9 protein-coding genes are annotated in these 15325 nt (G+C 73.6%); 6 read left to right on the forward strand and 3 right to left on the reverse strand.

The window, feature by feature from the left end; all coding sequences use genetic code 11:
* Nucleotides 1-67: 67 nt before the first annotated feature.
* From ACRX5S_RS20465 to ACRX5S_RS20475, 3 genes are all read right to left on the reverse strand, one after another.
* The gene (locus ACRX5S_RS20465; RefSeq protein WP_436774445.1) at nucleotides 68-487 is read right to left on the reverse strand and encodes a VOC family protein; all 420 of its coding nucleotides are present in this window, start codon (nucleotides 485-487) and stop codon (nucleotides 68-70) included.
* Nucleotides 488-547: 60 nt separating this feature from the next.
* Nucleotides 548-1159, reverse strand: a complete 612-nt coding sequence (locus ACRX5S_RS20470) for a hypothetical protein (RefSeq protein ID WP_436774446.1) — start codon at nucleotides 1157-1159, stop codon at nucleotides 548-550.
* Nucleotides 1160-1392: 233 nt separating this feature from the next.
* The gene (locus ACRX5S_RS20475) at nucleotides 1393-3969 is read right to left on the reverse strand and encodes a hypothetical protein (RefSeq protein ID WP_436774447.1); all 2577 of its coding nucleotides are present in this window, start codon (nucleotides 3967-3969) and stop codon (nucleotides 1393-1395) included.
* A 533-nt stretch (nucleotides 3970-4502) separates the two neighbouring features.
* Here ACRX5S_RS20475 and ACRX5S_RS20480 point away from each other — a divergent pair.
* The 6 genes from ACRX5S_RS20480 (at nucleotide 4503) to ACRX5S_RS20505 (ending at nucleotide 15126) form a co-directional block, all read left to right on the forward strand.
* A complete protein-coding gene (locus tag ACRX5S_RS20480; protein ID WP_436774448.1) occupies nucleotides 4503-5543 on the forward strand; it encodes an NlpC/P60 family protein in 1041 nt (346 codons plus the stop codon).
* Nucleotides 5540-6220 carry a hypothetical protein gene (locus ACRX5S_RS20485; protein WP_436774449.1) on the forward strand — a complete coding sequence of 227 codons (681 nt, stop codon included), beginning with the start codon at nucleotides 5540-5542 and terminating at the stop codon, nucleotides 6218-6220. Before ACRX5S_RS20480 ends, ACRX5S_RS20485 begins: the two co-directional genes overlap by 4 nt.
* A gap of 1309 nt (nucleotides 6221-7529) precedes the next feature.
* Nucleotides 7530-9233, forward strand: a complete 1704-nt coding sequence (locus ACRX5S_RS20490) for a hypothetical protein (RefSeq protein ID WP_436774450.1) — start codon at nucleotides 7530-7532, stop codon at nucleotides 9231-9233.
* An 826-nt stretch (nucleotides 9234-10059) separates the two neighbouring features.
* On the forward strand, nucleotides 10060-11607 hold the full coding sequence (locus ACRX5S_RS20495) for a hypothetical protein (RefSeq protein ID WP_436774451.1): 1548 nt from the start codon (nucleotides 10060-10062) through the stop codon (nucleotides 11605-11607).
* 296 nt (nucleotides 11608-11903) lie between these two features.
* The gene (locus tag ACRX5S_RS20500; protein WP_436774452.1) at nucleotides 11904-12590 is read left to right on the forward strand and encodes a DedA family protein; all 687 of its coding nucleotides are present in this window, start codon (nucleotides 11904-11906) and stop codon (nucleotides 12588-12590) included.
* A 130-nt stretch (nucleotides 12591-12720) separates the two neighbouring features.
* Nucleotides 12721-15126: a hypothetical protein gene (locus ACRX5S_RS20505; protein ID WP_436774453.1), complete on the forward strand. Its 2406-nt coding sequence runs from the start codon at nucleotides 12721-12723 to the stop codon at nucleotides 15124-15126.
* Nucleotides 15127-15325 lie beyond the last annotated feature (199 nt).

The raw sequence follows: 15325 nt of genomic DNA on the forward strand, positions 1-15325 counted from the left end.
GCCCTGCCACCCGAGCCTGCCTGCCGAGTGTCCGCCGGTGGGGTGAACGGTGACCCGGACGGGTGACCTACGCGTAGTACCGTGCCTCGATCACGTTGCCGTCCGGGTCGGTGAAGTAGAACGTGCGCGGCGCGAGGCCGCGGGCGCCGAAGGAGTTCTCCAGGCCCACCGACGTGTCGCCGCCTTCGTCCTCGACCCGCTTGCGCAGGGCCTCGAAGTCGACGAGCGGCAGCGCGACGCAGATGTGGTTCACCCGGTGGCCGGACGCGCCGGGCACCTTGAAGCTCTCGTCCACGCCCGGCGCGCTCGACTTCGCGGCGAGGTCGATGATGCTGTGCTCGGACACGCGGACGCTGGGGAACGGGGCGGTGCCGTCCCGGAACTCCTGCGCGCGCACGCCGGGGAAACCGACCACGCGCTCGTAGAAGTCCAGTGACCTGAGCTGGTCCTCCACCCAGATCACAATGTGGTCGATGGTCGCCTGCACGTCGCCACGCCCTTCACCGCACCGGGATTTGCGCTGCTGCCCTCGTATGTCGCTGGCGGCTCACGGCCGCCAGGCCGCGTCCGGGTCGTCGAACATCGTAGCCGGGTCGGGCAGGATCACGGCGCTGAGCGGCTTGTGCATCCAATCCCGGTCGATCCGGACGCACATCACGCGCTCCAGCAGGGCGAGGCAGGAGGCGCCGGCGGACGAGGCGTCCGGGCGCACCCCCTCCGCCCAGCGCGGCAGCGGCACGGAGAGTCCGGCGGGGACGCGTCTGGTGTCGACCGGGTCGAAGACGACCTGGACGTGCCCGTCCTCCGCGTACATCACCTGGTGGTCGCCGTGCATGTCCCAGTACGCGCTGAAGAACCGGCCGCCGTCTGCCGACGCGCGGCGGGCGATCTCCGGGATGCTGCCGTGGAATCCGGTGTTCTCGATCGTCACGACGCAGGAGTCGGTCGACACGATCAGCATGGGATGGAAGGAGCCGGCCTCGGGCAGGGCCAGGACGTCACCTATCTGACGGAACGTCATGATCCGGCGGGGCGCCTGTGTTCCGCCGAACGCCGCGACGACCTCGTCCTCCGTGCGGCCGGTGGCGACGGTGATGGTGAGTGCGACAAGTCCGTCCTGTTCGGCCCACCGGTAGCGCTCGACCAGTGTGTCCAGCATCGGAGTCTCCAGCCTGTCGTGATCGTCCTGCCCGGTTCCAGGATGCCCGTCGCGTCGGACAATGGTGGCGGGTTCACGCAACGCGAACGCGCGCTCACCCGATTCGGAGCGGTTGCGACGGAGATCCGTTCTCCCCGGGACGGACGTGCGGGGGTGCGCGTTCCCGGCGGAGGTGCCGCCGGGGCGTGGGAGGCGGCAAAACGCCTGGTGGAAGGGGGCGTTCGGGGGCGTCGTCACGAACGGGGCTCCGCGGTCAGGCCGCTGAGGTGGTCGCGGGCGGCCAGCAGCGCGGTGCCGTCCGGACCGGGTACCCGACGGCGGAGGTCGATGATGCCCGGCCCCAGGTGGCGCGCCGCCTCGCTGCGGCCGAGGCGCAGCCACAGCGCCTGCGCGGCGTCGGCGGCGGAGCGGGCCGCCGCGTCGTCCGGGTCCCCGGCCTCGGCGAGCCGGTGCGCGAGCGTCGTGTACTGCCGGGCGGCGGTCGCGAACAGGCCCGCGGACGCGGTCAGATGGGCGCGTACCTCGTAGGCGTTGAGCGTGAACGGATGGGCCGGGCCGTGCCGCGCCTCGACGCCGCGCATCAACTCCTCGGCGAGGGTGAGGGCTTCGACGTGGTTGTCGTGGGCCGCGGCGTCCTTTATGGCGAACAGCGCCGCGCGCAGCTCGTCGGGCGGCCGGGCGGCCTTGCCGGGCAGTTCGCCGCGCGGCGGTTTGGCGGAGCCGTTGCGGGCCGGGACGGCTTCTCCGGGCGGGGCCGGGGAGGGGGGAGCGGGCGGGGGAGGGGGAGCGAGACGCGGGGCCGTGGCCGCGGGTGGGGGTACGAGCCTGCCCGCGGCGGGCGGGTGCACGAGTTCGGCTGCGGGGCGCGGCACCAGTTCGCCCGCGCTTGTCGGGGGCACGGGTGGGGCGGGCGCGGGTTGTTCGGGGACTGGTTCGCGCGCGGCTGGTGGCTCGGGCCGACGGGCCGTCAGTGCGCTTACGCGCGTCCGGGCTCCGGTCAGTCCGCGCCCGCCCGGTCCCGGGATGTGCTCGCGTACCGCGATGAGGCGTACGCCCGTCGGCACGACCGCCGCGTCGTCGTCGGCCACGCGCAGCCACAGCGCGTGCGCGTTGTCCGCCGCGGAGATCGTGTCGGGGTGTTCGGGCCCGCGCGCCAGCAGCCGCGACTCGGCGATGTCCAGGTACCTCGTCACCGCATCGGCCAACTGCCCGGATTCCGCGGTGAGATACGCCCGCACCTCGCGAACGTTCAGGGTGTGCGGGTGGTCCCGGCCCAGGTCGGCGACCAGCGCGTCGATGATGGCGTCCGCCGCTCCCAGCGCCTCGTCGTGGCGTCCGTCCGCGGCGATCGCCGCGACGTCGGCCAGCGCCTCGCGCAATTCCGGCGGCGGGGGCAGCGGTTCGTCGGACGGCGTGCGCGGCGCCGACAACTCCTCCAGGTGCGCGGCCGCGGCCTCGCGCGTGTGCGTGCCGCTGCCCAGCACCAGTTCCCGCAGCGCCACGACCGCGGGACCCAGGTCACGAGCCTGCGCGACGTCCGGCAGGTCGAGCCACAGCGTGTGCGCGGCATCGGCGGCGGCGATGGTGGTGGCGTGTCCTGGGCCGTGGATCCGGGCGCTGCGGCGGGCCGTCTCGGTGTACAGCGTCACCGCCTCGCCCGTACGTCCGGCGCGTGCGGTCAGCCACGCCCACGTCTCCAACGCGTCGAGTGTGTCGCGGTGTTCCGGACCGAGGCCGTAGCGGGTCTCCATGTCGTGGGTTATCGCCCGGGCCAGTTCCAGCGCCTGGTCGAAGCTCCCCGCGGCGACCGCCGCGCGCAGCTCGCCCAACCGCTCGCGGTACAGGTACGGGCCCGCCGCCCGGTCCCCCTCGGCGGGGCGTGGCAGTAGGTGAGGGACCGTCACACGCAGTTGTGCGGTGGCCTGTTCCGGCAGCGGCGGGGCCTCGGCGGGTTCCGCCGTCAGCGGGTCCGTCACGGGCGCCGCGGCCCGTGGAGCCTGGCCGGGGACGGCGCGGTGTCGCCCGGTCGCCTCGCCTCCGTGCCCGGTGCCGTGCGGCAGCGCGTACGAGCCCTCCGCGGGCGTCCGGTTCACGATCCGCAGCGTGGTGTCGGCGGGCGGCACGATCTGCACCGAGCCCTCGGGCAGTTGCGCCCGCGCGAAGACCGCCGGGTGCACGGTTGCGGGATCCACCGTCCCCGGGCAGTCCGGGAAGCCGCGCCGCGCCGCGCCCGTCAGGGTGCGGGTGAACGCGTGCGGCGGGTCGTCGCGGGTGGCCGGCGGGGCGAGGACGGCCCACAGCGGCAGCCGGTCCGCCAGCAGACCCGGGGACACCGTGACTTGGGCGCGGAGTTCGGACGAGGCGGTCAGGTCCGCGATCACGAGCGTGGCGCGCGGGTCGCGGACGCGCAGCGTGTCGGCGAGCCAGGCCCACGGGAGCCCGTCGTACCGCACGCTCTGCGCCGAGGTGTCGCCCAGCGTAAGGTGCAACTCCCCGCGCCGGTCCGGCATGAGATGACCGGTCAGATACACGATGACCGGTCCGGGGGTGACCGAGCAGCGTTCGAGGTAGCCGCGCACCGTCTGCGGGCCCGAGCCCGCGGGCAACTGGACCACGTCGGCGGGCGCGTCCGGGACCAGGATCTGCGGCGGCAGGCCGACCCAGCCGGCGATGGCCGCCTCGGCGTCCGCCAACGCCCGGCCTTTGCGCCGTCCTTGGCCGACCCCGGTCACCAGCAGGACGAACCCTCGCGGGGTTTCCATGGGTTCGAATGGCTGGTTCGCCTGGTACGGCGAGCTTTCGTTGGACATGCCTACCCCCGCGCGATGACGCGATTCCGGCCAGCAGCGGGAACTTACCGCACGTCCCGATGCACCCGGTATGCCCCGCCCGTGCCACGCCCACCGCCGAAGGCTTCCAACCTTCCGGTAGTGCACGTGAGTTGGCCGGATAGAAGGGACAATGCCCTGGGTCGTGTCTGCACATTCGCACCGGACCCGCGAAGCGCGGCATGCGGGATGTCCGGCGGGATTGGGTATGCACTTCCCGGGCTTCGAACGCATATGCGTGGTTGTGGGCGGCAGTTCCGGCTACGGACGGACCGCGGCTGGACACGCAGGGGTGGCCTCGGGGCAGGATGGCATGACCGAGATCGGGCGCGACGCTTTTCGGTGGCCCGGGCACCGCCCAGTTCGGACCGCCGTGGGATCGGGGGCACCATGCGGCAGACGACGGTCGCCGGACGGCCGGGTACCGAGGCCGGGCCGGTGTTTCCCCGCGAACGGGCGGGCCGGGCCGACGAGGCGGGCCGCGCGGGCGCGGTCCGGCTCTCGGGAGGTGCGGCGTGAAGCCCGGGCGGGCCGTCGCCGGGTTCCTGGCCGTGCCGTTCCTCCTCATGGTGGCGGGGCTGTTGGTGATCGCGGCGCTGGCCGGAGGGCTGCCCTCGACGAGCCCGGTGGGTTCGCGCCTCAACGCGGCCTTCAACGGCGCGCAGGTTCCGGCGGAGTACCGCGAGTGGGTCATCCGGGCCGGCCAGACCTGCCCCGAGGTCACGCCGCAGTTGCTCGCCGCGCAATTGGAGCAGGAGTCGGGCTGGAACCCGACGGTCGTCAGCCCGGTTGGGGCCATGGGCATCGCCCAGTTCATGCCCGGCACGTGGCCGAACTGGAGCGAGGACAACGACGGTGGCGGCGTGAGCCCGTACCATCCGGGTGACGCGATCATGGCGGCGGCGCGGTACGACTGCGCGCTCGCCAAGATCGTGCGCGGGTACATCGAGTCGGGACGGGCGAGCGGAGACGTGCAGGACCTCATGCTCGCGGCATACAACGCCGGTCCCAATGCAGTGCTGAACTACAGGGGCATCCCGCCCTACGCCGAGACCCAGAACTACGTCCGGGTCATCCGCACCCTCATGAACAAGTACCAGGACGTCACCCCCGACATCGCCGCCGGGACCCCGTTCGGCTCGGCGGTCGTCGAGTTCGCCATGCGCCAGCGTGGACTGCCGTATTCGTGGGGCGGGGGCGACACGTCGGGTCCGTCCATGGGCTTCGGCAACGGCGCGGGCGTCACGGGGTTCGACTGTTCGAGCCTGGTCCAGTACGCGGTGTACCACGCGTCCGGCGGCAAGCTCCTGCTGCCGCGCGTCTCGCAGGCGCAGGTGACAGTGGGTCAGGAGGTGCCGCGCGACTTCGCGGCGATGATGCCCGGCGACGTGATCGGCTTCGACCCGTACCGCAACGGCGACTACAGCCACATCGGCATCTACATCGGCAACGGCCAGATGGTGCACGCGCCGAAGACCGGGGACGTGGTCAAGGTCTCCGACCTTTCGGAGTCCTATTACGCGAACGCCACCTGGAGCGTACGGAGGTACGGATGAGCTCCGGCGGACCCGGCATGCGCGCGGCCCAAGGGTTGCGCGGCACCGTGGCGTTGCTCACGTTTCTCGCGCTGATCGTGGGTGCCGCGCTGTTCGGCGGATGCGACATCGTCGGCAAGGCGGCCAGGACGGACGACGCGGCCGACGACACGCCCGCCGCGTCGACGTCGTCCGCGTCGAACGCCGCGCCGGCGACCGTGCCCCCCGCGCAGCCCATCCCGCGCGGCACCGCGACGCCCACGCTGCCGCTGCCGAGCACCGCGCAGGTGGCGCAAAGCGACGCGACGGCGGTGTCCTCGGCGGCGCTCACGGTGATGTTCACGTACGACACGACCACGGACACGACTGCGCAGGACGCGGTGCTGCGGGCGCAGCCGTGGCTGACCGAGGCCTACGCGGCGGTGCAGCGCGAACATGTCTCGGTCGGCCCGCCGGGTGCGCAGTGGACCGAATGGACGGGGCACCAGGCGTACACGACCCCGGCGTTGGAGCGCGGGCGTGACCAGGCGCCGCCCGACACCGCGACGACCGCGTACCGGCAGTGGCTCGTGCGCTACACGCCGACCGGCCGCGACGGATGGAAGGGGAACGAAACCGCCGTGGTGGTCTTCACGGTCCTCACGCGCCCGTCCGCGACCGAACCGTGGCGTGTCTCGGACATGCTCGTGAGGTCGTGAGCGGGTGTCGCGGGGAAGGACGGGGTACGACGGCGCGGGGGGCGGCGCCGAGGACGAGAGCGCCGCACGGGCGGGCGCCGAGGGTGAGGGCACCGAAATGGGGGAGGGAGGCCAGCAGTTGTCCGGCGAGAGGTACGGTCACGGGCGCACGGATCCCCCGGTTGACTCCGGGCGCGGGCCGCTCGACGACCTGCCCACTCCGGCTTGGCTGTTGGCGCTTGAGGAGGACGGGGAGCAGACGGAGCCGGAGGAACCGGGTGGGGCGGGGGAGTCGGATGGGGCGGGGGAGCCGGGGGACGACGTACGCGAAGCGCCGGAGGAGCCTGCGGAGTCCGGGGAGCCGGAGGCGCTGACCGCGGAGGACTCCGGCGAGTGGGCGGCCGTGGCGGCGCCCGGGGAGGCCGGAATCCGTCTGTCGGTTCCGGACGCCGTGCGACACGAGCCGCCGACGGAACAGCCGTTCCCGGACAGGCGCGTTCCGAGGGAGTCGGCGGGAACGGACATACCGCCACCGGGTGAAGCGCAACTGCCGCACGGGGAAGGGCCGGAGACCGCGGCGCCCCCACCCGCGACCGGGACGCGGCCCGCGGTGCGCGCTCCCGAGGGAGGGCGGCGTGCCGTGCCCGCCCCCGAAATCGAGCGTCCCGCACCGCGCGTCGAGCCGCCCGCGCCCCGCCTGCCGCCCGCCTTGGCGGCGGGTCCGGAGGCCGCCGGGCCGGTGCTGTCCGGGCCACCCGCGCGGCCACCGGCGGCACCGCGCGTCGGTCCGCGGGTGGGGCCGCGGGTGGGCCCGCCGCACCGTCCTCAGGACCAGCCCGTGGCGCCTTCCGCGACAGCACCGTTGCCGCGTGCGTTTCCGACGGCCGCCGGTCCTGTTCCCGTGGTGCCCGCACCGGACATCGAACGGCCCGCGCCGCGCGTACCGCCCGTCGAGCCCGGGCGGGGTGTGGCGGCCCTGCTCGGTGACGCCGTCGAGGACCCCGAACCGCCGCGCACCGGAGAGGCTTCGGCGCACCGGGACTCCGTCGCGGCCGACAATCCGCCGCCGCCCGAAGGCGAACCGTGGCCGCATCCGGCTCCGCCGACTGCCGCTCCGACCGGCGCTTCGACTGCTGCTCCGACTGGCGCTTCGACTGGCGCTTCGACCACCGCTCCGAACGCTGCGCACGCCGATCGGCCGCGCACAGCCCACGCAACGCCGAACCCGGTACCCCACCGCACCCCGCACCCCGCGCCGCCGCGCGACTTGCGCGACGATCGGCCCCTTCCGGGCGGCGCTTTCCCGCCGCCGGCGCCCGACGAGGAACCCGTGTCGACGGCAACCCCCGTACCGGCGAAGGCACCGGCACCGCGTCCCGCGCCGTCGCCGTCGCCGTCGCCGTCGCCGTCGCCGTCGCCGTCGCCGTCGCCGTCGCCGTCGCCGTCGCCGCCGCCGCCTCCGCCTCCGCCTCCGCCTCCGGCGGAGCGTCCGGTCTGGGACGGACCGGTCTGGGAGGGGCCGGGCGAACCTCCGTTCGGCTTCGCGCCCCGCCCGGGACACGACCCGGCCCCCGAGCCGCGAGTCGAGGATGAGCCCGGTCCCGATCCCGATCCCGACCTCGAACCGGACCCGTTCCCCGCCGCCGCGTACGCGACCGACGACGACAACTCCTGGCGCTCCCAGGGCGACACACCCTGGCCGCCGGACGCGTCGGCCGCGGATCGCGGCGCCACACACGTCGTTCGGTTCCAGGGCGACGAGGTCTGGGACGAACCCCTGCGGCGGCCACCGCTGTTCCGGCGGCTCGTCATCATCACCGCGGTGTTCGCGGTGCTCGTCGCGGCGTTCGTCGTCCTCGCGTTCGTGAAGCGCGGCGACGACGGCGACAAGGAGGCGCCGCCGTCGAACTCGCCCAGCCCGCCTTCCTCGGCTGCGGCCGGCCGTTCCGCTGTACTACCCGCCGCGGCGCCTGCCGGATGGTCGCGTACCGCCGCCTGGACCGCCGTCGTCGCCCCGCCGACCGCGCGCGCGGCCACCATCGCCTCCGGCACGACGGCGGTCGCGGTCATCACGCCCGCGAATCAGGTCGCGATCCTGGACCCGGCGGACGGGCGCGTGCGGCGTGCGTTCGACCTGCCGCGGGGCGAACACCGGGGCGTCGAACTCGGCGTCGTGGACGGCACGGTGTCGGTGCTCGTACACGCGGGCGACGTGCTCGCGTACGCCCCCGCCGACGGCTCCGCGGCGCCCACGACACTCGACCTGCCCGCGTCCGCCGTCGTCAGCTACGCGGGGGACTCGCCGCTGATCGTCGACGGCACCGACGTCCAGGTCGTCCGTGACGGCAGGCTGGCCCGGGTCCAACTCCCGCCCGGGGCAACGCCCATGGCCGCGGACGGGACGAACGTCATCGCCGCCGTGGCAGTGGGCCCGTGGTGGAACGCCGCACCGGGCCGCGAACCCGCGGCCGTCGCACCGGAGCCGCCGCGACCGGGGGCGACGCTGTCCCGGATCGCCGCCGCCGGGCACAACCGCGTCGCGGTGGTGTGGACCGGGCCGGACGCCGCGACGGCCACGGTGGTGCTGTACGACGCGGCCACCGGAGCGCCCCGCATCACCGCGGACGCGCCGCTGGACGAAATGCGCCGCACGGCGTGGGTCTGGGGCGCCGACGGGCAGGTGGCCGCGCTGGGCCCGCTGGTCTTCGACCTGAAGGGCGGGAAAGCCGCGGTGCGTTCGGGGTTCGGGCCGGTAATCGGTTGGGGCAACCTCCTGTACGGACAGACCGCCGCCGATCCGCAGAGCGCCGTCGTCGTGGACGGCACCGACCCGAAGGGCGCGCCCGTACCGCTCGGAACCGGCGTACCCCTGCCGTGGGGAGGCCCGACCGGGCGGCTCATCCTGATCCTCGACGCCGCACCCTCGACCGCACCGACCCTGTACGCCCTCACCCGCGAGGGTGCGGCGGGATCGGCGGGCGGCACCGGCAGCACGGTCGGCAGCGGCACGAACGGCACGGCAACGTCGACGTAAGAAGGTTGGTCCGTATAGCCACAAGGAGTCTCAGCATGGACCTGGTTCCACATCACCCGCCATTACCCTCCACCGCTCTCACCGCGCCGAGCGAACACCTCGCATGCGCGACCGCATCCACATCCACACCCGCGACCGCCCGACTCGCGGCCGCTCCCCACCCGGTGAACCCGTCCCGGGCCCGGCGCACTCTCCTCGCGCCCCTCAACACCCGGCTTCGCAAAGCCCCTTCGGAACGTATGCCGCCGCCCTCCCGCACGATTGATCCGCGCGCGACACGGAGCACCCCGGAAGCACCCGCCGCGACCCCCCGACCCGGTTCGACCACCCCGCCTTAGCCACCGACCGCCAACCCGCTGGCGTAGCGGGCCGGACGCCGGAAAGATCGACGAAGCGCCACACCAACGCAGGAGTTCGCATGACCGTAAGGCCGGACGCCCGACCCCGTCGGGCTGCGGTGCCGCACTCGGGCACGGCGGCGGAGCCAGGCCCGCGTCGCGGTGCCCCGGGGCTGCCGACCCCCGGAACCCCCACGACGGACATGCGCCCCACCACACCCCCCACCCCCACCCCCTGGCCCCCCACCCGCTCCCACCGCCCCTCCCACCACCCCCGGCACGCCTACGTGTACGAGCCGCCCGATGCCAAAGCCGCACTCATCACCGGTGACATGTCGGCGGGGCACGGTGCCGAGGGTGTCGATGCGCGGGGTGCGGAACGCCTGGACCCCACCGGCGACTTGTTGGGAGAACGATGCGTCGACGCGGCGCACGCTGTGCCATCTAGTGCGCGCACGCACGTGCGAACTCGGCCCCGGTCGCGCCGCATGCGCAGTGCCGCTGCTCTGCTGGCGGTGCTGGCCCCGGTCGTAGCAGGTCTGCTTGCCGCGGTGCTGCTCAGCGGCGAACGGGCGTCCGCGCAGCCTGCCGCGCGTCCGGCCGCACCGAACGCCGTGGGATTGGCGGGGCGTCCGGCCGCACAGGCCGCCGCGCCGCACGACGAACGGGCCGCCGTGCCGGGCCTCCACCCGCGAGCCACGCCGCCGAGTTCTCCGCCGCCCTCCACCTCGCCGACGGGCACGTCCTCGCCGAGTCCCAGCGGCTCCCCGGGCAGCGGTGGCTACGCGTCGTTCTGCGACCAGCTCACGAGCCCGGCGAAGGAGGAGTGCCAGGCGCGGACCGGCAGCAACCCGCTGACCTTCGCCGCGGACCCGCTCGGGGCGATCGCCAAGTCGACGGCCGAGGCGGCGGTGTGGTTCATCAGCAAGCTGGCCACGGCCATCAACGCGACTACTGCGGTGGACTTCACGAATCCGGGGTTCTTGCGGCAGTACGCGGTGGTGTTTGCGGCTTCGGCGTTTTTGACGCTGATTGTGTGGATGGTCGCGGTCACGAAGCGGGCGGTGCGGGGGGTGCCGTTGGGGACGGCGATCGGGGAGGCTGTCGGGTATTTGTGGCTGGCGGTCATGGCGTCGGCGTTCACTCCTTTGGCCCTGCATCTGTCGGTGTCGCTGGTCGACTCGATCACCGCGGCCATCGCCAGCGGCACGAAGCAGGACACCGACCAGTTCATGGAGGGCTTCTCCCGCGGCCTCGACCCGCAGAGTCTCGGCGGCGGGCCGGTGACGCTCATCTTCGTGTCGATGTTCGCGATCCTGGCGGCGATGATCCTGTGGATCGAACTGCTGGTGCGCGCCGCGCTGCTGTATGTCGGGGCGATCCTCGGCACGATCGTGTACGCGGGGGTCGTCGACCGGGATCTGTGGGGTCACGTGCGCCGGTGGGTCGGCATGATGGTGGCGATCCTGCTCGCGAAGCCCATCATCGTCATCGTGCTGGGACTCGCCATGGCGGCCGGCTCCGGCGGCGGGACCGACGCCCTCGCCGGTGTGCTCACGGGGCTCGCCATCATGTTCCTGGCGATTTTCGCGTCGGTCATGGTCTACCGGTTCATCCCGGCCCTCGGCGACGACATCGGGCAGTTGCGCGCCGGACGGATGGAGATGGCCGCCGGGTCGAAGGCCGCTCTGACCGGGGGGACCGCGTCGTACGTCAAGGCGGGGATGGGCGTGCACGCGGGCCGTGGTACGACCGCCACGGCCACCGCGTCGACCGGGTCGAGCAGTGCCGGCAGCGCGGCCGGCGGGGTGGCGTCCGGGATGTCCGCGCACGGCTACGACTCGGGCCAGAGCGGCCCGTCCGGAAGCGCCGGCGGCCCACCCGCGGGCGGCGGAGGCCCGGTCATCCGCTCTCCCCGCTGGCTCGACTCCCAACCCGCCCCACCGCCCCCGGCCCCACCCCCCGCCTCCGGCACGCCCTACGCCGCCGACCCGCCCCCGGCACCGCGGACCCCGTCACCTCGTCAGGGGGATTAAGGTCCGGCAGAGGGACGTCTTCGGGTGGGTTGCGCCGCACGGTGCCGTGTACCGCGGGCACAGCACCGCAACTCGTGCTCGGTCGTGCTCGTTCGCCGGGCCCGCGGCTCTCCCACGCCTGCAACGCCGCGAGCGCGGTGCCAGGTGGCGCGGTGCCGGAGGAGCCCTCGGACGCGGTCTCGGACCGTCGCCACGGCAGAGATCGCGGTGCTCCGGGGCGGAGACGTGAGGCGGGGGCGGGTTGCGGGTAGCAGGACTGGGGTGTGTGCCCTGCCCGGAGGCCGTGAGGAAACGACGTGGAAGCCTGGTTCGATCCGTTCCTGCGGTTCGCCGACTCGCCGTGGTCGTACCTGCTTGTGGGGGTAATGGCGTTCCTCGACGCGATTCTGCCGATCGTGCCGAGTGAGACGTCGCTGATCGCGTGCGGTGTTTTCGGGACGGTCGCCGGGTCGCCCAACCTGTTCCTGCTGATTCTGATCGGTGCGGCGGGAGCGTTCGCCGGGGACAACACGGCGTACGCCATCGGGCGCTGGGCCGAGCCGTTCGCCACCCGGCGGATGTTGTCGGGGGAGCGCGGGAAGAAGGCGCGCGCGCAGGCGGAGAACTGGTTGAACGAGTACGGCGGCATGATGATCATCGCAGGGCGGTACATCCCCGGCGGCCGTACCGCGATCTCGCTGACCGCCGGGATCGTCGACTACCCGTGGTCCCGCTTCCGCAAGTGGTCGGCGGTCGGTGCGGTCACGTGGGCGACGTACGCGACGCTGCTCGGGTATTGGGGCGGGGCGGCGTTCAAGGACAGTCCGCTCAAGGGGATCGTCGCCGGGCTGGTGGCCGCCGCGGTGATGACTGTGCTGATCGAGCTGATCCGCCGGGTGATCGCGTGGCGCAAGAAGCGCCGGGCGGCGGAGCGGGGGGCGGTCGAGCGGGAGAAGCCCGACGAGAAGGCCGACGAGAAGGCCGACGAGAAGGCCGCGGAGTAGGGCGGCTGCCGCGGGAACCGCTGCCGCGGGAACCGCTGCCGCGGGAACCGCTGCCGCGGGGGTGCTGTCGCGGCCTTGTGCCAGGATCGGTGCCTTCCCAACGGCATCGGATTCTCGGGGTTGAGCATTCGTGATTGAGCTGGTCACCGCCATGCGTCTTGTCGAGCCCGAGGTGGCCGCCGCCCTGAGCGAGCGGTTCCGCGCCGAGATCGAGGCGATCGTCGAGGCCCGGGTAGGTCTGCCCCGGACGGCCGTCACCCGGATTTTCGCCCAGGACGACTTCGACGTCGCGGGGCTCCTGGTCGAGGGGTGGTCCGGCGGGCCGCGGGCCGACGACCTGCTGATGCGCGCCGCGCGCCTGGGGGACCCGGCCGTCGCGGCGAGCCTGTTCCGGCGCAACCGGGCCATGGACGCGGCCCTCTACGCCGAGGTCCTGGCACACGTCGCGGACGAGGACGACCAGGGCTGGCACGAGCCCTACGGCGTCGTCCACGCGCTCCGCGAGATCGCGCGCCGCGACCCGCTTGCCGCCGCGACCATGCCCTTCTCGGCGGCCGTGCGCCAGGCGGCGGCCGACCGGTGCGGGGACGTCCCGTACGCGGTCGCCGTCGACCTCTGCGTGGCCGTCGCGGACCGTTGCGCGCGTACCGACCTCCTGGACCTGGCCAAGGAGGACCTCGGGCACCCGGGGCTCGCCGCGCTGCTGGTAGACGCGGCGCAGGCGCCGGAGCCGTCCGCGTATTTGGCCGACCGGAGGCCGCCGGAGGAGTGGTTGGACGCGGCCGCCGTCCGGGCGTTCCTGGGGGTTCGCCTGGCCACCGAGAACCCGCGCAGTGTCGAGGAGCGCCCGGCGCTCGACTGGGATCTGGTACGCCGCGAGCACGCCCGCAAGCCGCTCGACGACGCCGCCCTGGGGTGGCTGACCTCGTGGGAGGGCTGCCCCGAGGACCTGGTGCACGAGGCGCTGAAGGCGAGGCGCCCGAACATCGCGTTCAGGCACGCGACGTGGCTGCCGTTCGACGTCGTGTCGCACGAGGGTGTCCTGTTCGGCACGGACTTCGCGGACGCCATGCGCCGCGGCATATCCGACGGGTGGCTTCCCCTCGACCGCATCCTCGGCGAAGCCGCCCCGGCGAACCACATGCTGGCGCTGCTCCCGGAGACCCCCGAGGTGCGGACCGCGCTGGCCGACCTGTTCGCGCCCTTCGGCGACGACCCGCACCTGTGGCTGACGTTCTACAGCCGCCTGCCGCGCTTCGCCGGATCGGCGGTGGACCTGGTGGCGGAGGTCGCCGCGTCCCCGACCGCCAAGCGGACCACCACCTGGCCCCGGCCGCTGGCCGCCGTCTTCCCGGCCACCGAGCCGGAGAACACCCGCGCGCTGTTCCTCCACCTGCTGCGCCTGCTGCCGGACTCGGTGGTGATCGCGCTCGCCCCGTACTTCGACGCCCGCGCGGTTCAGCACCTCCTCGTCTACCACTACCAGGCGCTCTCGCCGCGGGCACGGGATGCGCTCGTCGCCGCGCACGGGGTGCCCGCCCTCGCGTCCCGTGCCGCGTGCGGCCTGCTGACCAAGGAGGAGGTGGCCGAACTCCTCGCGCTCGACGAACCCGCCGTCGACGCAGCGCTGTACGTCCACGCCCGGGTTCCGGACACCGAACGCGCCCGCATCCTGGCCGGTTTGCGCACCGACGGCGGCCGCCGCCGCGTCGCCCCCGAGGTCGTCTCCGCCCTGTACGAACTCAACCTCGGCCACTACCGCGCCCGCCTGACCGCCGGAATCCCCGGCGGCGACCCGGGAGTCGCCACGGTGATCCTGCGCTGTCTGCGGCTGGGCACCCAGGCCGGGCGCCTGCGCCTCCTCGCGGCCGTCTGGGAGCGGTACGGCCCTGCCGAGGTCGAGGAGTTGCTGAACCTCGACCGCCTGCCCGCCACCACGGTCAAGACCGTGCGTGCCCTGTTGCCCGCCGAGGACGGTCTGGCCCGGCTCCAGGACCTTCTGGCCGCGGAGACTTCGCCCGAGAAGGTGGTGGCTTACCTCGCGAAAAAGGCCGGCCGGGCGGACGAGAACCTGCGCCGGGCGATCCAGGAGGGCGTACCGCTGCCGTGGCCGCAGCTCGCCGACGCCGTGCGCGACGGGCTGTTCAGCCGCCAGATGGTCGATGAGCTGTGCGAACTGCCGGATTGCACAAACGAGTTCGGACGCGCGGCGCTCGGCGTCGGGGCGCGGCACGGGCGTCCGGCATCGTTGCCGAACCGCTCGGCGGTGGAGCGGATGCTGCGCACGGGTGCGCTCGTGCCGGAGGACCTTCTGCACCACGGGACTTCGCCCGCCGCGTTCCTGGACCTCATCTCGCGCGACCCGACCGGGGCACGGGAGGGCCGGGGCGCGGAGCCGTGCGAGGCCGCCCGGGCGCTGGTGGCCGAGCACGTGGGCGAGGACCCGGACGCGTGGGCCGTGGCGGTCCGCCTGTTCCCCGACTTCACCGGCACGCTGCCCCAACTCCTCGCGACGGCCCGGGCGGCGGTCGCCTGACGGGAAACGGCCGAACGGGAAACGGCCGAACGGGGACGGCTGAACAGGGACGGCCCGGACGGGAAACGGCCCGACGAGAAACGGCCTTGCGGGTGCCGCCGAACGGGCACTGCCGAGCGCGAACGGCTGACATCAGTACGAAGTTGGAGGCGGATACAGAAGAGGACCGCGCCCGCTGCCGGGTGACATACATGCCACC

Origin of the sequence: Yinghuangia sp. YIM S09857, from assembly GCF_051388915.1 — a bacterium.
GTDB lineage: Bacteria > Actinomycetota > Actinomycetes > Streptomycetales > Streptomycetaceae > Yinghuangia.